Source organism: Pusillimonas sp. ANT_WB101 (assembly GCF_008369125.1).
In the GTDB taxonomy this organism is placed as follows: Bacteria; Pseudomonadota; Gammaproteobacteria; order Burkholderiales; family Burkholderiaceae_B; genus Allopusillimonas.
In genome coordinates this window covers 405,876-425,406 of sequence record NZ_VOAY01000002.1, presented here as the reverse complement: position 1 = coordinate 425,406, position 19,531 = coordinate 405,876, and the positions used below count along the sequence as shown (strand labels likewise).

Genomic DNA, 19,531 nt, shown 5'->3' with positions numbered 1-19,531 from the left:
GCGTTAACCTCCGGCCTTCTGTGCGGCAAGTAGCGCGGCGTTCCAGAACGGGTTGCCAAAGATCAGAATCATGGCAACCACGAAACAATAAATGGCCGTCGACTCAATCATCGCAAGGCTGACAAACAGCGTTCGTGAGAGGGTGGCAGCGGCGTCGGGTTGTTGTGCGATGGCTTGCAGTGCAGCGACCGCTGCGCGGCCTTCACCCAGAGCCGGGCCGAGAGCACCGAAGGCGACTGTCAGGCCCGCAGTAAAAATAGAGATAGCGGCAATAAGACCAAGATCAGTCATGAGGCGTCCTTTTTCTTGCTTGGATGTTGTGAAGGGTCGGCCATGGCAGAAGAGATATAAACAGTTGCCAGGACGGCGAAGATATAAGCCTGAATCACCCCGGCCAGCAGACCCAGCATTTCCATGAGCACGGGAAAAAAGAAAGGGGCAACGCCCAGCAATATCGCGACGATCACGGCACCACTCATGATGTTGCCATACAGCCGAATGGCCAGCGACAGCCCGCGTGTTACCTCGCTGATCAAGTTAAACGGCAGCATGATCCAGGAAGGTTCCACATAGGTTTTCAGATAGCCACGAACCCCACGGCTGCCGATGCCAAAAATTGGCACTGCCACCAGCACCGCCAGCGCCAGTGCCGTCGTGGTGGATAGCGAACCTGTTGGGGCGTGAAAGCCGGGCACGACGGCTAGTACATTGGAAACGAATATGAAGAGAAATAGCGTGCCGGAAAAATACATGACCTGCCGCGCTGGCCTGCCGGTAATCTCGGTAATCTGAGCCTGTATGCCCTGAACGATGACCTCCAGTGCCGTGCGCCAACGTGTAGGGGGCACGTCGGCGCGCAGAGAGCGAGTCATTAACCAGGCAATTCCGGTCAGAATCGCCATGATGATCCACGTAAAGAAGATGGTCGCGTTTATCGGGATGCCCGCTACGGTAAAGACAACAATCGCATCCGGTGTCAGTTCCATTACCCCCCCCCAGATTGCGTTGCACGCAGACGGCTGAGCAATATCGTGCGCAGTACGATAAACGCAGCCGCAAACCCAACCGCCCCAGCAATACCCAGCCAGGCTGCCGCCAGCCATCCGCCTGCCAGCAGCGCCGCAATTCGCAACGCGGCACTGGAAAGCAGAACGACTACCGAGTTGGTACGCCGCAGAGCCAGTTTCATACCCCAGGCCAGACCTGCGAAAAACAGGGCGCTGAAAACCAAGCCCACCAGCATACCGAGCAAAAACCCACTCCAGTCAATGTTAATCATTGATCTTGGCCCTCTTTGTTGACCCATCCCCAGGCAATCATGGCGCCCACCACGACACCTGCCAGAATGAGTGCAATCGTCCATGAAAAATGTTGCGGTGCGACGCGGTCAAGCCAGTGCCCCAGGAAAGCACCGCCCACCGTGGGCACGACGACCGACCAGCCTATCATCCCGAATGTGCCTATGCCTCGCAATGGACTGGGGCCGGGGTGGTCTCGCATTGCCTTCATCCGCTTCGCGCGTCGATCGATCTCATCGCTCACCTCGTGTCTTGGGTCGGTCATGGCTGCATTCTCTTAAATTGCCCGAGTCGGCGCACCATATCGGCTTCAAGGCGTGAAAGGGCGCTGCGAGCCACACGCTCATCGTCCTCGGCCTCGATGAAAGTGTCGCGAACCTTTTTATGCAAGGTTTCAAGATCATCGCCCAGCACGCCGCGCCGTACGACCACCGACACGTGCTGGTCTCGTTTAACCAACAGGCCTTCGTCTATGCCGAAGAAGCGTTCTGTGCCGTCTTCGGCAACCAGCACCAGAACAGACGGCACCAGTGCAGTGACCAAATCAGCATGGTTGGGCAAGACACCGAAGCTGCCTGCCTGCCCATCGGCACGCAAGCGGCTGGCCAGCCCCTGATACAGCACGCGTGAAGGCAGGCGGATGGTGACATCCATGCAGGTCGCTTGCGTCATGAGGCCCCGTCCTTGAGCTCTGACAAGTTGCCAATCATGTAATACGCGCTTTCGGGGGCTTTGAATTCGGTCTGCTCCAGGATAGTTTCACAGCCATCCAAGGTGTCGGCCATGGACACTTGCCTTCCCTCAGCACCCGAGCCCGAACTTACGGTCACGAAGGGTTGGGTCAGAAATCGCTCAAGCCGCCGCGCACGGGCAACTGTGGCGCGATCTACCGACGAAAGCTCTTCTATGCCCAGCATCGCGATGATGTCACGCAATTCTTCATACTCTGCCAGGGTGCGGCGCACACCCCGTGCAATCTCATAATGCCGCTGCCCAACCACAGCGGGCGTAAGCATTACCGAGTTTGATGCAAGCGGGTCAACTGCCGGGTAAAGCCCTTCGCTAGCTCGCTTGCGCGACAATACGACTGAAGCGGACAGATGCGAGAAAATATGCGCGGCCGCAGGGTCTGTGAAATCATCCGCAGGTACATACACAGCCTGTATCGACGTGATCGCGCCTGCCTTGGTCGAGGCGATACGCTCCTGTAAGGCAGCAATCTCAGTGGCCATGGTGGGCTGATATCCCACACGCGACGGCATCTGGCCCATTAGCCCCGACACCTCGGAGCCAGCCTGAACAAAACGGAAGATATTGTCGATCAGCAACAGTACATCTTGGCCTTTTTGGTCACGAAAGTATTCGGCCATGGTCAGCGCCGTATGGCCTACGCGAAAGCGCACACCGGGCGCTTCGTTCATTTGCCCAAATATCATCACCATCTTGTCGCGCACACCGGCCTCGCCCATTTCGCGATAAAGCTCTTCGCCCTCACGCGAACGCTCGCCAATGCCGCAAAACAGGCTGACCCCCCGGTAATGTTGCACGGTGTTGTGAATAAGCTCGGTAAGAAGCACCGTCTTGCCGACGCCAGCCCCACCAAACAGTCCTGTCTTGCCACCGCGCTCTATGGGCGAAAGCAAATCAATCGCCTTGATTCCGGTTTCCAATACTTCAGCAACCGGCTTGCGATCAAGTAATGTTGGCGGGGCTGCGTGAATGGAATGTCGCTCTGTACCTGTAATGGCTGGCAAGCCGTCGATAGGGTCGCCAAACACATTGAGCATTCGACCTAATACGATATCGCCCACAGGAACCCTGATGGGGCCACCCGTGGCCTGAACGACGGCTTCTAGCGCGAGCCCCTGGGTAGGGGAGAGCGCAATGCAACGGACGGTATCGGCACTTTCCAGTGACGCAACTTCAAGTGGCAGTTCGCCTACGTAAAGTAGATCATTAATGCGTGGCACCAGGGTGTCGAAGCGCACATCTACCACCCCACCTCGAATCGCCACGACCCGACCCTGGGCAAGTTCAGAAGCTGACGGATGATCAGAGGTCATCCGCTCAAGCACAGTCATGGCAACACCAAACAGAATGTAGTTGCCCTTAGTTAATCAGAGTGGGGTTGAATGAATATTGAGCTAGATCAAGTATTTACCCGATTGTATGGATACTGCAGAGTGGTGAACGCATCCGCACCTGCTAACTCTCCTGCACCTAGCATGTTGTTGGGGCCATGATGGGCAGTGCGCAAAAGCGGTTTGCTCGAGTTGGGCACCTTTCTGCCGATAAACGATGACCAGCAATACTTTTCTAAGTCAACCTGCTGTCTAAGAAGGCCTGGTCGACTCACGCGTCATAGCGCTGCGGGCCACGCCCTGTTCAGAACACTTTGCTTGTGTTACATCAAGCCATGGAACCGCGAATGTTATAGACTTGAAATAGGTGTTACACAATAACCACGAATGGAGGCTGCCAATGCTTGGACGTATTGCTCTTGATCTATCCATCGATGCCAATCTTAAACGTCGTGTGCAGGCGGCCGTCAAGCTTGCCGCACAGCATGACGCCGAATTGATCGGTATCTGCACCGACCCACCCGTTCCGCAATACTTGTCAGGGGGTACCGCCTCCGCCGCTGGTGTACTCAACTCGCTGCTTGCCCGCATCGACGAAGACAAAATCCAGGCCCGCGACATGTTTCTGGCCGAGGCAGCAGCGGCTGGCGTTAAAGCACAGTGTCGTATGCCCAAAGGCCCCGTGGAAGAAGTACTGGCAACGCACGCTCGCCTGTGCGACCTGATGGTCATGAGCCAAAACAGACAGCATGAGTCATCATGGTCGATTCCGTCCACCATGGCCGAAACCGTCATCATGACGGCCGGCCGCCCGGTGTTGATGATTCCGTTTGCAAATATTGCTGATTACCCTATCGGGAAGAATGTGCTGTTCTGCTGGGACTACGGCCGCAGGTCTGCCCGTGCGCTTGCCGACGCAGCACCGATTCTTTCCCAGGCCTCGTCATTGACCATACTGACGGTAGACCCCCAACCCGCTATGCTGAGCGAGCGCGATGTACATCCCGATGACCTGCTGGCTTACTGCGCTGCACACGGTTACCCCGTGCCAAAAGAAGTCACGAAACTGAGCGAGCATATGAATGTGGGCGACACTATTCTCAACACCGTGACTGATCATGGTTGCGATATGGTTGTCATGGGTATCTACAACCGTAGCCGCGTGCGTGAATGGATACTCGGAGGCACCTCTAAAACCTTGATTCAATCGATGACAGTACCGATTATGTTTTCGCACTAGGGGCGTTTGAGAAATTTGCGAGTCGGTTAGATGTTGAGGGGGCCATTGTGGCCCTCTCTTCGTCATGTTGCCTTTGTGGTGCGGGTTGTGAGCAGTTCAAGGTCGCCAAAGTGTCCGCTACACATCGGGCCTGCCGTTTGGTAAGGTCATCAGAATGCAGCAGGCAGCGAAGGACAGCACGCAATGTGGGGGCTGATAATGTTTGCATGACTAAGTGCGTACGGCCCGACGATACATGCAAAGCCAGACCTTGGATGTCTAATGTATTAAGGCTGCTGAAGTCTATCCATGTTGGCTTAAAGAACACGCCTCCTGGCACGCCGATAAAATGCCCCGCTCTTGGCGGACCGACATTGCATGCAGGGTTCTCGCTCTAGCCGTTAGGTCGCGAAGTAAACACTGCAGTAATTGGATCACCACCAATATCGACAGCTAAAACCAGAAAGTATTTTTTATGGCACTTCTTGATGATGCTATCCAAGTAGTAGCACTCGTCTCGCCAAATCTGGCCCGAAGTAACTTGTACCTTAGCCATTTGCCTCAGCGGCACTACGGGCCGCATGCAGTGCTGCCTTGTACATCTCTTGTTCGGCAGCGATGGCAAGTAGTGCTTCGCGGCCAGGCTCATCATTGCGACGAGTGCGCCATCAGTTAAGCTTACGTGTTCAGCTTAAATAACAACATGAACGATACCTTCCTAATCATCACTTTCATTGCTGTCGGCGTAAGTACTACGGCTCTTGTTTTTTGGGGATTGTTCCGGCTTACGCGTACAAAGTTGCAGCGCGCGGGTGTTTCGGAACTAACTTCGTCAAAAGACGCGGGTGTTTCAGAACTAACTTTGTCAAAAGATAAGGATGGCGTAAACGTATTATTGGTTGCTGCATTTGCAGGTTGGAAAGCGATCCCTTGGGTGGCTTGGGCTCATTCAGATATCAGCCCGTTGCTGCTTCTTCAAAAGCATCACGTTACATGCCGAGTGGTTCGCAAACGACGCCATGCTTATGACGAAATTGAGTATGTCGATTTTCGAAAAACACTTGGGACGACGAACATAGTTCTTGTCTTTAAAGAAAAATTGACAACATTCTCTGGCAATACAGCAAATGCGAAATTGGCTGCAGAAGCACTTGAAATATTTCGGCAGAAAGGGTGTCGGCTCTCGCAACGCGCTCAGCAATTACTGGAGCAGAACGCAATGGATGGTTCGTTTTGAACTGGCCATTACTGGCCAGCCCATCGCATATTCACACCATGCTGTCACGTTGCTACCGCCGCCTGTCGGCGTCTGGTCAAACGAATTAGCAGTGCCGCTGCCACGATCAGAACGCTGCCGACCACCAGCAATTCAACCGGCCCATACGGAATGTGTTTACCACCCCCCGGTATGGCAAACGCTAGCCCACCCATGCCCATTAACAATCGCCCCAGCCAATCCACCGGGCTATCGCGGAAATCGCCTACGAAAGGCAAATAGCCTTCAATCGCATAGCCAATGAAAAAGATGCCAATAAAGGCCGTGGTAATGGCCCACGTTACGGTCCAGGCAGACCCCTCGAGTATCAGTGCCGGATTGAGTACAAACAGAAACGGCACGAGGTACATGGATATGCCCAGGAAAACCGAACTTAATGCCACCTGCATTGGGCGTGCGCCAGCGATACCGGCTGCCACAAACGAGCCTATGGCAACTGGCGGGGTAATGTATGAAACCATGCCCCAGTACATGACAAAAAGATGGACTGCCAACGGGTTGAAACCAGAATTTATGAGAGATGGAGCAAGGACAATTGCCAGGAAGATATACACAGCAGTAATTGTCATCCCCATGCCAAAGATAAAACTTGTCATCGCACCCATAACAAGCAACACGTAAACATTGTCTCCGGCAAGAAACACCAGATCGGTTGCCAGCGTGCCCGCCAGCCCCGTCACGGAAAGCGCGCCAACAATGAATCCAACCCCCGCAAGTAAGGCAGAAAGCTCAACTAATGCGCTTCCGACTCCAGTTATTAATGTGGCCAGGCTTTTCAGGGTAAGTCGATATCGTTTGGAAATTTGATTAATAACTAACAGCACAACGGTTGCATAGAAAGGCGCCATCGCTTCGCGTTGCAAGACCACCAGCATCCAGACCAATACCGCGAAGACAAAAATATAATGCCATCCTTCGATGAGGGTTTTTTTGACGGAAGGCAGCTCAGCCTTGGGTAGGCCCCGCAGCTTGTGACGTGCAGCGTAGCCATCAATCTGAATAAACAGGCAGAAGTAGTAAAGCAGGGATGGAACCGCAGCGGCCACCGCAATGGTGACGTAAGGTATGCCGAGAAACGATGCCATTACGAACGCCGTCGCGCCCATGATGGGTGGCATGAGCACGCCGCCCGTTGACGCACAGGCCTCAACCGCCCCAGCAAAGCGCGGTTTGAATCCAGTGCTTTTCATGGCGGGGATTGTTACAACCCCCGTGGTAAGAATGTTGGAGACCACACTGCCGCTGACCGATCCCATGAGCCCACTGGCAAATATGGCGACCTTGGCGGGGCCACCACGCACCCGCCCAAACAGTGCAAATGACAGATTATTGAAAAAAGGCGCGGCACCGGTAAATTGCAATGTTGCGCCGAACATGACAAAACCAATGACGAGGCTGCCAAAGGCTTGCGTCGGTATGCCAATCACACTCTCAGAGCTGGCAAAATGGTAAGCACTTGTGGTTGAGAAGTCTTGCGGAAAACCGGCAATCGGGCCAGGCATGACTCCAGCAAAAATTGGGTATACAGAAAACAAGGCAACAACGACAAAAACGGCAGTGCCGCCGGCACGACGTAGCGCCTCCAGGATCAGGATCCAGCCAACGGTGGAAATCCATACAACATGAGGCGGTGGAGAAAATTCCCATCCCTCTTCAACAATCTGCTGTCCATGAAAGGCAAAATACATCAGCACGGCCAGTAGCATGACAAAAGCCGCTGCGTCGTACCATGGCACATGCTCGCGTGCCGCCTTCGCATTCATAGGCAAGATCAGGAACACCGCACTTGTCAGCAACGCGCACAGAGAGTACAGATAAGAGTTCTCGAGGATGGGGCGCCCGGTAAGGTGCAGATTAAGAATTTGATTGATCGATAGCACGATGGCCAGCGATGTTACCGTAATCAAGACTATGCGCCAGAAGCCTTTCAAGGGCCGGTAACGCGACTCTGATTGTTCGGCTTTTTTGACTGCGGCCTGAGCCTTCATCTGTTCAGCGTCAGTCATGTCTAGCTGCGTTTTTCTTCTCATTGATTCTGTCACGACGCGGGCGCGTCATACCTCATTCAAAGTGTTCGGAGAACCTGGGTAACGCTTGCTGATTGTCCCTGCGACGTTGCCGTGTCACATTAAACTGAAATACAGCGGCAATCCAGACTGAATAAATTCTGGACGTAAGCACGCAGACAGCAATGGTACTGAACACTGGGTATCTCGAATTGTCAGTTTGCGACATGCCGTAGGGTACTCATCGCTTTCGTTTGATAGTGGAGTGTTCAAGACGGCCGTGTGATGAACATGAGCCGCAGCGCCGGTCAATTGTGACCGGCGCTGGGTACACAGCTTCAGTTCAGTGAAATACCATACAGAACCAGTCCATATCGCAGGCACTTAAGTTAGCCCAAGGTATGCACTAATTATGTCGCCGCCGCATCAACATGGGGTTACCAACTTTCCACCGCGACATCAAAGCCCGCTGCCCGCAGTGCGTCAGCGCGCGCTTTTTGCCACGCGGTCATGTGCTCCTTCGGGTCAGTATCTGCTTTCAGGCCTTTCCATGCCTTGGCTAATACTTCTTGCCGTTTGATGAGGCTATCGTTGTGCTTTTGATGTGCCTCTGTCCATAGCCCTTTTTCCTTGAAGAAACGGATTGCGCCTTCGTGGTAGGGGATCACCCACTCCAGGTTCTGATTTTCAAGTGCCCATCCGCTTGAGCCCGGTGCTGCGTCTTTATAGTCGGGATACGCATCCACCATCGCCTGCATCATCGCGTAGACCTCGTCGGCTTTGCGGTCGGCCATCGTATGAAGAATTGGATACGGGTAGGCTGAGGTCTCGACACCGTGGTCTTTTGACAACCCGGCACCTTCAGTGGCAAGAACGGGGACGAAATAGGGCGCATGGGCTTTAACACGCTCCCAACCTGCTGTATCTGACTTGGGTATCGTTGGCCAAACAAGGCCCCGCGGTGATTTCTCAAGCTCGTAAGCTTTGCCGGACACGGTTACGCTGAACCCGACGTCTACCTGGTCATTGACGATTCCTGCCAGCGAGGCACCATAGCCACCGAATTCGACTTTTTCGACATCATCCCATGTCAGGTTGGCAAACTTTAGCAATGCAGAGATGTTCTGATTAAGGGCCGGGGCACCAACAACCCAGGCGACGCGCTTTCCTTTAAGGTCGGCAATGGTTTTTACACCCGTGTCGGCCGCCACAATCACGGTTAGCGCCTGGCTTGAAATGTTGGTCATAAGCAGGCGCAACGGCTGTGGCCCCCACGTTTCTGCGCCGAATTCGAATAGGCCTTCTTGGGCCATGTAAGAGCCCATGCCGTTGGCGACGAAATCAAGGCGTCCGGCTTTCAGCGGTAGCAAGCGCGATACGTCGTTTTTGCCGGGGATAACGCGCAGGTTGACGCCGTATTTGTTTTTGAAGGCACTGCCTATAGCAACAGCCTGGTTGTATCCCCCCGAGCCAACGTCGTAGGCGCTCCAGGCCAGAGTTTTGGGCAAATCAGGTGCGGCTGCAAATGCAGCTTGTGCGATGAGCGCGGTCGTAGCCAATAAGGCACCTGCGGTAGCTAACTTGAATTTCATAAAGTGTCTCCTCTTGTGAAAATCGACGTATACAACCGGGCCAGCAAAGCGCTTTCTGAAAGCGCATTTATCATTCAATTTTTAGAGCGTGACCACAATGGTTGCAACGATTGTTTTTATAGATTCCCCAGTCTTGGTGCCAGGGGTTTTGGCAATGATTCAGAGCGAACACTAGCATAATTGGGCCGTGCAGGCTATTTTTTTGAGCTTTTGAGTGGCGTACCTAATAGAGTCGCGCATCCCCATGCCCAAGGCATGCGGTGAGGCCATTATGTGTTCGGTATTAAATAAGGTTATCTTCGGCTTGACTCTTTTTATGTGGTGGTAGATAGCTGCCGTTATCTGGTGTGGGCTCAGCTAAGTCCCTGACTGGTTTCGTTGCGGATTCATCCGAGTCAAAAGCCGCAGTAATGTTCTGGCCACCATAGAGTATTCCGAGAATGGTCACAACCTTGTCGTTCACGGTGAAGGCTATGATCGTACGTTTTTTGTGATGGGTTAATCGTAGCCCCGGTCGGATGTCTTCTCGTGCCACGCCACACATCGGAAAGCTGGCCAATCTCTCGCAAGTTGAAACGATGGCGTCTGTATAACGCTGTGCTGTTAGTGGTGCACCCTGTAGCGCAATGTAGCGGTACAGCGCCTGTAGTTGTTGTTGTGCTTCAGGAGTGAAGACAACGGTATACGTTGACATCAGCCCGCCTTGTGTGCCTTTTTATATTCGGCGGTAAGGTTCGCGCGCACATCCTGAGCTGAAATACTGCGTGTTGGGTCTGCCTTGATTGCATCGTACGCTGGCGCCACTTCATTAAGTAACCAGTTTTGTACCGCCTGGTCGCGGGCAAGTAGTGCTCGCAGACCATCGCGGATGACTTCACTCTCGCTTGCATACTCTCCAGATGAAACTTTGCCGCGCACCAATTTAGCCATCTCATTTGGTAGGGTAATGCTGAATTGTTGTGTGGTTCGCATGGAACTCTCTAGACTTGATTGAATAGGATTTAATCATACTGAAGTATGGTGCGTCGGTCTATCTCCGGACGCGGTTGGTGCACGCTTACTCGCTACATTACAGCTGATCAGGCTCAGCACCAAAAGCTGCTTAGGGGGCCGCGATCAGCAGTTTTCTTGGAGGTTTGTAACGTCCTGACCCCTCCCCAGCAACGAAGCGGGCCTTCCTCTTCCTGGGCTGAAACAAACGATTGACACAGGCCGAAGACCGTGGGAAGGTTCGACGGAATCTTTCCCGAGGATAATCTGATGTCTGAACGCAATCTTGCCACGCTTGAAACACCGTGCCTGTTGTTGGACGAAGCGCGTATGCAGAATAATATTGATCACATGCGTGGCCGAATGCAAGCGCTGGGCGTCAGCTTCCGTCCGCATGTCAAAACCAACAAAAGCATCGACGTTTCACGCCGGCTAATGGATACCAGCGAAGGCCCCATCACGGTCTCGACCTTGCGCGAGGCAGATTATTTTGCCAGCCATGGGGTCAAAGACATTCTTTACGCCGTGTGCATTGCTCCCAATAAGCTCGCGCATGTATCACGTCTTCTGCAAGAGGGTGTGCAGCTCTCCCTGATTCTGGACAGCATGGAAGCCGCGCAGATGCTGGCTGATGCTGCACCAACTATGCAACATCCTCTTGATGTGCTGATCGAGATCGATTCAGACGGCCATCGTTCAGGGCTCGTCCCCGATGCACCGGAGCTTACCGAGATTGCTTGCTTTCTTGATGCCGCCGGGGTCAACGTGAAGGGCGTTCTCACCCATGCAGGCGGTTCTTACGATTGCCGCTCCGTCGAGGCAATACGGGCCATGGCTGAACAAGAACGGCTGGCGGCCGTGACCGCTGCCAATCGTTTGCGAGCTGCAGGCTTGGCCTGCCCTGTGGTGAGTGTCGGGTCGACACCCACGGCGCTATTCGCCGAGCATCTTGAAGGCGTCACAGAGGTCCGGGCAGGGGTTTTTGTTTTTTTCGACCTTGTGATGGCCGGTTTGAACGTATGCCGCACCGACGATATTGCGATCAGCGTGTTGGGCACAGTTATTGGCCACCAGGCTGCCAAAGGATGGACAATCATTGACGCAGGATGGATGGCAATGTCGCGCGATCGCGGTACCTCCGGGCAGGTCACTGACCAGGGGTATGGTCTGGTTTGCGATGAAGAAGGAAGGCCATTAGAGGGTTTTATTCTTGTGGGCGCAAACCAGGAACACGGCATCATCGCGCATCGCTCAGCAGACCCATCAATCAGCCCGCAACTGGCAGTCGGCGATCAAGTTCGCATTTTGCCCAACCATGCCTGTTCGACGGCGGCGCAATATGCCGAGTACAACGTGTTAAATAAATCTAACCAAGTCGTCGCCGTGTGGCCACGGTTTAATGGGTGGTAATGAGCAGATTATGAAATCGACAGATTCGCTTAAATCGACAGATTCGCATGAGTCGAAAGATTCACTTAAATCGACAGGTACGTTTAACTCGACAGATGCACTTAAATCGATAGATTTTCCGAAATCGATAGACTTGCGTAGTGATACGGTTACCCGGCCCAGTTCAGGGATGAGAGCCGCCATGGCCGCCGCCGAAGTCGGTGACGATGTGATGGGTGATGATCCCACGGTTAACCTGTTGCAGGAACGGGCGGCTGCACTCTTTAATTATGAGTCTGCGCTGTTCGTGCCCTCGGGTACCCAAAGCAACTTGCTTGCACTCATGACCCACTGCGATAGGGGCGACGAGTTCATCGCGGGGCAAGAAGCGCATCTTTACAAGTACGAAACCGGGGGTGCGGCTGTGCTGGGTAGCATTCAGCCACAGCCGATAGCTCATGAGGCGGATGGCACGTTGGCGCTTGAAAATATCCGGCGCGCGATTAAGGCAGATGACGTTCACTTTAGCCGCACGCGATTGCTCGCATTGGAAAATACCTGGCAAGGCCGGGTACTGCCGCTGGATTATGTGGCTTCGGCCACGGCGCTTGCACATCAAAAGGGTTTGTCTACACATCTGGATGGTGCCCGCGTCGTGCATGTCGCGACAAAACTCGGCATCAGTCTGCCTGACGCTGTACAAGGGTTTGATAGCCTGTCGTTTTGTCTTTCCAAGGGCTTGGGTGCGCCCGTCGGCTCGCTTCTGTGCGGAACCGAAGAGTTTATTGGACGCGCGAGGCGTTGGCGCAAAATGTTGGGGGGCGGTATGCGCCAGGCCGGCATTTTGGCTGCGGCAGGCTTATATGCTTTGGATCATAATATTTTACGCCTGCAAGAAGATCATGAGAACGCCACCCGGCTTGCCAGCGGCCTTGCCGATATTACGCAAATCACCGTGCGGCAGCCTGAGACTAATATGGTCTATGTTGATATTCCCGAGCCCAACTGCGCGGATCTTGCAGTATTTCTAAGAAAGTGCGGTATTTATGCCGGCATCGCACCGACTACCCGTCTCGTAACGCATATGGACGTGACCACAGCCGACATCGATGAAACCATCGCTGCGTTCAAAGAGTTTTATTCAGAGGTGTTTAGCCGAAAAGCTCGCTGTGCGAACCAAGTCGAGCCAGTCTGAGCGTGTCTGGATCAGACTTGCGGTAGATGAGTAGCAGATCAGGTTTGACATGGCATTCACGGTAGCCTGCCCAATCGCCGGACAGGTCATGATCGCGGTGCCGTGTTTCTAAGGGCTGGTCGGTTGCCAACAGAATTAACACTGACTTAAGCGTGTCATCTAGTGTGGCACGGTGTCGTCCTTTGGACTCACGCTTGTCATCTCGTTTGAAGGCCGATTAGCGATCAATCGTCCGCATGCAGGTCAGTCATCAGTTCGTCAATGCTGGAAAACGTCTTTCCTTTACCTGCTTCTAGCTCGGCAATAGCTTTTTTTGTTTTGACGTTCGGTACCTTAACGTCGAAGGGGAGGCGGTGTTCGTCGGCGATGCGCAGCATTAGTAGACGGATTGCATCGGATATCGTTAACCCCATTGCTTCGAGCGCACAGGCAGCACGCTCCTTGGTGTCTGTGTCTATGCGAGCGCGGACGTAGGTGTCGGCGGTGCTCATGGTGATTCTCCGAAAATGGCATGTAAGACTAGGTTGTAGTCACAATAGAACTACATTACAAGAAGCGCGTCACTGTTGAAGTTTCTGCGCGTGGTCGGTGTTCCAGGCATTTTCGCCCATTTCGGGTGGCGTTTAGCCCCGAGGCGCTCAAGCGCGCTGTGCTGTAAGCGCACAGTTGCAACAGCGCAACGTGCTCCACGCGTCAAACCAGGCTTAGTTTCCCGGCCAAATAAATTCCACCCGAATGCCACTGGGCTCGAAGCACATCATGTGCTTCGCAGGGCCTAGCCCCACCTGTTGCGGTGCAAACTCTATTGGCGTCCCGCTTTTTTTCAGACGCTCGTGAACTTCGTTTAACGAGGCTTCGCTTTCGACGAGTAATGCCAGATGATGCAGGCCCACATTGCTTTTTCTATCGAATGGCGTAGCTGGCAGCCCTTTTACTGCCCATAGCGTCAGCACGACACTGCCGTCGCCCACAAAAATGGCTGGGTACTCGTTATTTCTGCGCAACTCTTTCCATCCGAGAATGGAAACAAAAAAGGCCGCACTCTCTTCAATTTTTGATACGGTGAGCCCGATGTGATTGGCGCCTTTGGTGATGGGTGTGGTCATTATTCCCTCATGCGTTGAGTCTGTTGCTGACGCAACTGTACGCCTTGATCTGACGCGCAAATTGGGCCAGTTGCCCCACAGCACGGATAAAACGAAACCCAAAATTCACCGCTGTGGCCTATTCCTTAAATCTCAATTTACAGCGTTTTGCATCGGCGCGCTGTAATTCTCAGCGGTGGTGGCGCTCCGCGCCAAGCTGGCGTATGCAAACAGAGAAATGGGTTTGGAGAAACAGCTGAATCTCAAGCGTGATAAGGACGTAGTCGCGCTACCGTCGAACGGGATGGTAGCGGTGTCGATCGATATGAACGCGTTGTTATGGCTCAGAAAACATGAACACACTTCCCCGTGCGGAGATTAATGATTCAGAATCTGCCCCAAGAAGCTGCGCGTTTTTGGATGTGTTGGCGATGTAAAGAATACTTCGGGTGGTGCCTGCTCGACGATATTGCCGTCAGCCATGAAAATGACTCGGTCGGCCACGCTTCGGGCGAATCCCATTTCGTGAGTGACGCACAACATGGTGATGCCATCGTCGGCCAACAAAATCATCGTATCCAGAACCTCTTTGACCATCTCAGGGTCCAGTGCCGAAGTGGGTTCATCAAAAAGCATGATCTCTGGTTTCATGCATAAGGCTCGTGCAATTGCGACGCGTTGCTGCTGGCCACCTGATAACTGGCTGGGGTATTTGTTGGCCTGATCAGGAATACGCACGCGCGAAAGGTAATGCATAGCCACTTCTTTTGCCTCGGCCTTGCTGGCTTTCTGGGATCGTATTGGCGAGAGGGTGCAGTTTTCAAGCACCGTCAAGTGCGGGAACAGGTTAAATTGCTGAAACACCATGCCAACGTGCCGACGAATTTTTTCGGCGTTATGACGGTTGGCGGTAATATCGATCCCCGCGACAACGATATGACCAGACTGAATGCTCTCGAGGCCGTTGATGCAACGAATAAGGGTAGATTTTCCCGAGCCTGAAGGCCCGCAGATCACAATACGTTCACCGCGAGCGACATTTAGGTCGATACCGTGAAGCACCTTAAACTGGTCGTACCATTTTTCCACGCCGGAAAAGGTAATAATGGGCTGTACGTCTGTCATCGAAGCGTTATCCATAATGACGCGCGCCGCCGGCGCGCGTACTGAGCCGTTTGTATTAGTTCGACGGGTTGGTGACAGAGGCGGGCAGGGGCATGTCAAGCCATTTTTCGAACGAAGCATTCAGCTTGCCGCTGGCCACTTCAGAGGCTATGAATTCGTTCATGGCCTTGAGCAGTTCTGGTCGGTCTTTGCGCATTGCGATGGCCATTACTTGTTCGTTGATGACATACAGAACCTTGAATTTACCTGGGTAGCGCTTTTGAATACTCGCGGCTATCACGGAGGACGTGCCCACAGCATCGATCTGCCCTACCAGCATTGCCTGCAAGGCTGACGCATCATCATCAAAACGGTGCAGCTTGGTGTCCTTGGGTGCCACTTTGGTTAACCCGATATCCGTCGTGCTCGCACGAGGCACACCGATTCGGTAGTTAGGAAAGTCTTTGGGTTCGGATATTTTCACATTGACCGGCCCAAGCAACACCATACTTGCTGCCGAGTAAGGGTTGGAAAACTGAACCTGTTCTTTTCGCTCGGGGGTAATTGCCAGCGATCCCACCACGACATCGACCTTGTCTGTTAGCAGGAACGGGATGCGATTGGGGCCGGTCATAATGACGAACTCCAGATTCAAACCAAAATGCTTGGCCAAAAGCTTGGCTACATCTGCATCGTAGCCATCGGGCTCGTTTTGGGCAGTGGCAGCAGCATAAGGCGGCCAATCAACAAGCACACCCACCTTGATGGCGCCGCGGTCCTTGACGGATTGCCAGTAATTGCCAGAATCGGCGGCATGCGATGCGCCGGCCGATGCTATGAGCAGCGACCCCATCATTGGTACGAGGCAGCGCTTTAAAAGCTTCTTCAGAAAATTGTTATACATGGTTATCTCCTTGAAATTATCGTATGTACATACTTATGGTTGAGTTACGCGTCTTAGCGTAACGACGCAGAAAGGCGTCGCTCCAGACGACGTGACCACTTTGACAACGGCCAGCAAATGCAGAAGTAAATAAATGCCACCAGCGCGAAAACTGGCATCGGCGAGAACGTCGAGTTGTTGATAATCTGTGCAGTACGGGTTAATTCAGAAAAGCCGATAATTGCGGTCAACGAGGTACCCTTGATGATCTGCACCATAAAGCCCACTGTTGGGGGCACCGCAATTTTCGCCGCCTGCGGCAAAATCACATCTTTAAGTCGATGAAAGGTCGACAAGTTAAGTGCGTTTGCCGCCTCGACCTGACCCGCTGGAACGGCCTCAATGCAGCCGCGCCAAATATCGCCCAGAAATGCGCTGGTGTTAAGTATCAACGCCACCCCAGCCGCAATCCAAGGGTTCACCGTTATGCCAAGTACTGGAAAGCCGAAGAAAACCAGAAAGAGCTGCATCAACAGCGGTGTGCCCTGGAAGACCATAATGAATGTCCGTGCCGGCACAATTAACCATTTGGACGGGGATGTGCGTGCCAAGGCAACGATTAGCCCGCCTATGGCGCCTCCCGTTAGAGCGATAGCCGCCAATGCCAGCGTCCAGCGGGCAGCAAGCACAATGGTCCACAGGTCGGTCACTGAAAGTTCACGCATTTCAACGACCCTCCGGGTAGTACAAGAAACGACGCCACGCCAGCCTGAATAGCCCCATGAACGAAAGAGACAGAAGAAAGTAGATAATCGTCACCACAATATAGATTTCAAAGCTGCGGAACGTTAGCGACTGAATATTCGCAGCTACTGAAGCCAGATCGTCTGCCGAGATCGTCGAGACTATGCTTGACGTAAGCATTAGCAAAATGAATTGGCTAGATAAAGCAGGAAAGATTTTTCGCAATGCGGGACGTAGCACGATGTGAATAAACACCTGATAACGCTTGAGGTTCAGAGCCAGGCCGGCCTCCACTTGTCCTTTCGGAATCGCTTCGACCCCAGCACGCAAAATTTCAGTGGAAAAGGCGCCCAGATTCACAAACATGGCTACCAGTGCAGCGGTCGTCGCCGACATTTGCAGCCCCACCGTGGGCAGTGCAAAGTAAAAGAAAAAGAGTTGAATCAAGAAGGGCGTATTTCGAATAGTCTCTATGTACGCGTCAATAAACCAATGCAACGGGCGTATCGTGCTGCTCTTGCCCCATGAGCAAAAAACGGCGATTAAAAAGCCAATGACCATGGCGGCCAGCGAAAGCTCAATGGTGTTTATTGTGCCGGTCAATAAAAGTGGCCAGGCGGCAAAGACAGCATCGAATTGAAAGTGATAGTTCATGCGGCTATCCGACCCAATCAGCGTCATCGTGCGCTACCAACTCATTCGGGCGGGAGGTGCTCATCCCGTCCCGAAGTGCGTTGGTAAGGCAGTCAGTCAAGTAACGCAGCATCCCAAGCGGATACACGCTGGCTTTGTTCACCCAGGCCCTGTATACCCAACGTGACCGTATCGCCATCTCTCAAATAGACGGGCGGCTTTTGGCCCAGGCCTACTCCGGGTGGTGTGCCCGTAGAAATCAGGTCACCCGGGTACAGCGTAGTGAACTGACTGATGTAGTGAACCAACGATGCAATGTTGAAAATCATTGTTCGCGTGTTGCCGTTCTGGTAGCGCTTTCCGTTGACGTCTAACCACATATCGAGGTTTTGCGGGTCGCCCACTTCATCAGCCGTTACGAGCCAGGGGCCGATTGGGCCGAACGTATCGCACCCCTTGCCCTTGTCCCAGGTGCCGCCACGCTCAAGTTGATACTCACGCTCGGACACATCGTTGATCACGCAATAACCAGCCACGTATGACAAGGCGTCGTCCATCGATACATAGCGTGCCTTGGTGCCGATGATGACACCAAGCTCGACTTCCCAGTCTGTTTTAGTGGACGTGCGTGGCAGCACAATGGGATCATTAGCCCCTGAGGGTCGAGACCATTTGTTGAAGAGAATGGGTTCCTCTGGCACGTCGGCTCCCGTCTCGGCAGCATGATCGCTATAGTTCAGCCCAACGCACAAGAATTTGCCTGGGGTGCGCAGTGGCACACCAATACGCCCCGTGTCTGCGACCTTTGGCAGTGTGTTCGGGTCTATGGCACGCAAGGCAGCCAGACCAGCGGGTGAGAGGGTCTCGGCAGTGATGTCGTCGATCACTGATGACAGGTCTCTGCAGATTCCGTTGCTATCGAGCATTGCCGGTTTTTCTTGACCCACTGGGCCAAAACGAAGAAGTTTCATGTTTTTCTCCTGCTGAAATTAAAAATGACGTTAGTTTGACCAGCCACCATCGATGATCTGGGCTGTGCCCGTGGTGAATGCGGCCTCGTCAGAAGCCAGGTATGCCGCCAGTGCAGCGATTTCAGCTGGCGAGCCAATGCGCCCCATGGGCTGGCGAGCGATAAACGCGTCACGCACCTGGGCCACGGAAAGGTTTTGTTCTTTTGCCTGGGCTTCAATACGGCCAACCAGTGACGGGGATTCGATGGTGCCCGGGCAAATCGCATTACAACGAATTCCTGCGTTGACGAAATCGGCCGCAATGGCTTTCGTCAGCCCAATGACGGCCGCCTTGGTGGTCGCGTATACAAAGCGGTTCGATACCCCCTTCAGGCTGGATGCGACGGACGACATGTTGACGATTGATCCGTGCTGTCTATCCAACATGCCTGGCAATACTGCGCGGCACATTTCGTACATGGACGATACGTTCAGTTCGAACGAAAAGTCCCACGCCTCGCGGCTGCACTCCAATATGGAGCCACTGTCGACGAAGCCCGCGCAGTTGAACAGCACATCGATGCGACCTAGGCTTTGAACCAGCGCATTGATTGCCTTGGTATCGGTGACATCCAGGCGTAATGTCTCGCACCCCTGTAGCCCTTGCAAGGCAGATTCATTGATATCGGTAGCGATGACTCGTGCACCTTCCTGTTGGAAGCGCAGCGCTGTTGCTCTGCCGATTCCGTTTCCTGCCGCCGTCACCAATGCGACTTTGTTTACCAGACGTCCCGTCATGATGCTCCTTGATTTATCGACAATCGGTCAGACTCATTCCACAAAAAAGCCTGCTCGCTGACCGATCGGGCATGCATGGCTACTACTGCTACTTTTTCTGGGTATATATTCAAATTATGTTTTGTATATAAAATAGAATTTCTTATTTAGTATGAAAGAATGATATCGACAAAAACCCAATAGAAATAGGGCTATTTATGAATATTTGGTAAGTGATTACCCGTATCTCTAGTGAATACCCTAATAAAATCATTTTATTTAATTTCATCTGTAAAATAGTTATTTTAC

The 19,531-nt window shown here is 53.2% G+C and carries 22 protein-coding genes and 1 pseudogene; 4 read left to right on the top strand and 19 right to left on the bottom strand.

All coding sequences use genetic code 11. The features are described 5' to 3' along the window. Positions 1-3: 3 nt before the first annotated feature. Genes FQ179_RS10905 through atpD form a run of 6 tightly spaced genes read right to left on the bottom strand, consistent with a single transcriptional unit; the run spans position 4 to position 3,379 of the window. The gene (locus FQ179_RS10905) at positions 4-291 is read right to left on the bottom strand and encodes a F0F1 ATP synthase subunit C (RefSeq protein WP_149397322.1); all 288 of its coding nucleotides are present in this window, start codon (positions 289-291) and stop codon (positions 4-6) included. Beyond that, entirely contained in the window at positions 288-986 is a 699-nt protein-coding gene (locus FQ179_RS10900; protein WP_149397321.1) for a F0F1 ATP synthase subunit A, read from the bottom strand. The genes FQ179_RS10905 and FQ179_RS10900 overlap by 4 nt, the downstream gene beginning before the upstream one ends. After that, positions 986-1,279, bottom strand: coding sequence for a hypothetical protein (locus tag FQ179_RS10895; protein WP_223146242.1), 294 nt, complete (start codon positions 1,277-1,279; stop codon positions 986-988). The genes FQ179_RS10900 and FQ179_RS10895 overlap by 1 nt, the downstream gene beginning before the upstream one ends. Then, on the bottom strand, positions 1,276-1,563 hold the full coding sequence (locus tag FQ179_RS10890; protein ID WP_149397320.1) for an AtpZ/AtpI family protein: 288 nt from the start codon (positions 1,561-1,563) through the stop codon (positions 1,276-1,278). Before FQ179_RS10890 ends, FQ179_RS10895 begins: the two co-directional genes overlap by 4 nt. Next, entirely contained in the window at positions 1,560-1,970 is a 411-nt protein-coding gene (locus FQ179_RS10885; protein WP_149397319.1) for an ATPase, read from the bottom strand. The genes FQ179_RS10890 and FQ179_RS10885 overlap by 4 nt, the downstream gene beginning before the upstream one ends. After that, the gene (atpD, locus tag FQ179_RS10880; RefSeq protein ID WP_304654096.1) at positions 1,967-3,379 is read right to left on the bottom strand and encodes a F0F1 ATP synthase subunit beta; all 1,413 of its coding nucleotides are present in this window, start codon (positions 3,377-3,379) and stop codon (positions 1,967-1,969) included. Before atpD ends, FQ179_RS10885 begins: the two co-directional genes overlap by 4 nt. 400 nt (positions 3,380-3,779) lie before the next feature. On the opposite strand from atpD, the gene FQ179_RS10875 reads away from it, so the two are divergent. Together FQ179_RS10875 and FQ179_RS10870 are read left to right on the top strand one after the other, a co-directional pair. After that, positions 3,780-4,619, top strand: a complete 840-nt coding sequence (locus FQ179_RS10875) for a universal stress protein (RefSeq protein ID WP_149397318.1) — start codon at positions 3,780-3,782, stop codon at positions 4,617-4,619. A gap of 682 nt (positions 4,620-5,301) precedes the next feature. Beyond that, complete coding sequence (locus tag FQ179_RS10870; protein WP_223146241.1) at positions 5,302-5,835, top strand: hypothetical protein; 534 nt, start codon at positions 5,302-5,304, stop codon at positions 5,833-5,835. Positions 5,836-5,879: 44 nt separating this feature from the next. Here the strand turns inward: FQ179_RS10870 and FQ179_RS10865 are convergent, their stop codons facing one another. The 4 genes from FQ179_RS10865 to FQ179_RS10850 form a co-directional block, all read right to left on the bottom strand. Continuing rightward, positions 5,880-7,880 carry a TRAP transporter fused permease subunit gene (locus FQ179_RS10865; protein ID WP_223146240.1) on the bottom strand — a complete coding sequence of 667 codons (2,001 nt, stop codon included), beginning with the start codon at positions 7,878-7,880 and terminating at the stop codon, positions 5,880-5,882. Between the two features lie 437 nt (positions 7,881-8,317). Then, on the bottom strand, positions 8,318-9,472 hold the full coding sequence (locus FQ179_RS10860; protein ID WP_149397317.1) for a TAXI family TRAP transporter solute-binding subunit: 1,155 nt from the start codon (positions 9,470-9,472) through the stop codon (positions 8,318-8,320). A 283-nt stretch (positions 9,473-9,755) separates the two neighbouring features. Further along, positions 9,756-10,166, bottom strand: a complete 411-nt coding sequence (locus tag FQ179_RS10855) for a type II toxin-antitoxin system RelE/ParE family toxin (RefSeq protein ID WP_149397316.1) — start codon at positions 10,164-10,166, stop codon at positions 9,756-9,758. Then, entirely contained in the window at positions 10,166-10,444 is a 279-nt protein-coding gene (locus FQ179_RS10850) for a type II toxin-antitoxin system ParD family antitoxin (protein WP_149397315.1), read from the bottom strand. Before FQ179_RS10850 ends, FQ179_RS10855 begins: the two co-directional genes overlap by 1 nt. Positions 10,445-10,732: 288 nt before the next feature. Between FQ179_RS10850 and FQ179_RS10845 the strand changes: the two genes are divergently transcribed. Together FQ179_RS10845 and ltaE are read left to right on the top strand one after the other, a co-directional pair. Next, positions 10,733-11,872, top strand: a complete 1,140-nt coding sequence (locus tag FQ179_RS10845; protein WP_149397314.1) for a DSD1 family PLP-dependent enzyme — start codon at positions 10,733-10,735, stop codon at positions 11,870-11,872. A gap of 10 nt (positions 11,873-11,882) precedes the next feature. Further along, entirely contained in the window at positions 11,883-13,046 is a 1,164-nt protein-coding gene (gene ltaE / locus FQ179_RS10840; protein ID WP_149397313.1) for a low-specificity L-threonine aldolase, read from the top strand. On the opposite strand, the pseudogene FQ179_RS10835 reads toward ltaE, so the two are convergent. The 9 genes and pseudogenes from FQ179_RS10835 to FQ179_RS10795 all read right to left on the bottom strand — a co-directional run bounded on the left by FQ179_RS10835 (position 13,003) and on the right by FQ179_RS10795 (position 19,243). Continuing rightward, positions 13,003-13,284: pseudogene (locus FQ179_RS10835) on the bottom strand (type II toxin-antitoxin system YafQ family toxin). The gene ltaE and the pseudogene FQ179_RS10835 sit on opposite strands and share 44 nt — an antisense overlap. Beyond that, positions 13,271-13,537 (bottom strand): type II toxin-antitoxin system RelB/DinJ family antitoxin, encoded by a 267-nt coding sequence (locus FQ179_RS10830; RefSeq protein WP_149397312.1) that lies wholly within the window; start codon positions 13,535-13,537, stop codon positions 13,271-13,273. The pseudogene FQ179_RS10835 and the gene FQ179_RS10830 overlap by 14 nt, the downstream one beginning before the upstream one ends. A gap of 213 nt (positions 13,538-13,750) precedes the next feature. Continuing rightward, complete coding sequence (locus FQ179_RS10825; RefSeq protein WP_149397311.1) at positions 13,751-14,152, bottom strand: VOC family protein; 402 nt, start codon at positions 14,150-14,152, stop codon at positions 13,751-13,753. Between the two features lie 357 nt (positions 14,153-14,509). Then, entirely contained in the window at positions 14,510-15,256 is a 747-nt protein-coding gene (locus FQ179_RS10820; RefSeq protein ID WP_304654095.1) for an amino acid ABC transporter ATP-binding protein, read from the bottom strand. Positions 15,257-15,311: 55 nt separating this feature from the next. Then, positions 15,312-16,139 carry a transporter substrate-binding domain-containing protein gene (locus tag FQ179_RS10815; RefSeq protein ID WP_149397309.1) on the bottom strand — a complete coding sequence of 276 codons (828 nt, stop codon included), beginning with the start codon at positions 16,137-16,139 and terminating at the stop codon, positions 15,312-15,314. Positions 16,140-16,192: 53 nt separating this feature from the next. Then, positions 16,193-16,843, bottom strand: a complete 651-nt coding sequence (locus FQ179_RS10810; protein WP_149397308.1) for an amino acid ABC transporter permease — start codon at positions 16,841-16,843, stop codon at positions 16,193-16,195. A gap of 1 nt (position 16,844) precedes the next feature. Next, positions 16,845-17,516 carry an amino acid ABC transporter permease gene (locus tag FQ179_RS10805; RefSeq protein ID WP_149397307.1) on the bottom strand — a complete coding sequence of 224 codons (672 nt, stop codon included), beginning with the start codon at positions 17,514-17,516 and terminating at the stop codon, positions 16,845-16,847. Positions 17,517-17,608: 92 nt separating this feature from the next. Next, positions 17,609-18,466, bottom strand: a complete 858-nt coding sequence (locus FQ179_RS10800; protein WP_149397306.1) for a fumarylacetoacetate hydrolase family protein — start codon at positions 18,464-18,466, stop codon at positions 17,609-17,611. A 30-nt stretch (positions 18,467-18,496) separates the two neighbouring features. Next, positions 18,497-19,243, bottom strand: coding sequence for an SDR family oxidoreductase (locus FQ179_RS10795; RefSeq protein ID WP_149397305.1), 747 nt, complete (start codon positions 19,241-19,243; stop codon positions 18,497-18,499). Positions 19,244-19,531 lie beyond the last annotated feature (288 nt).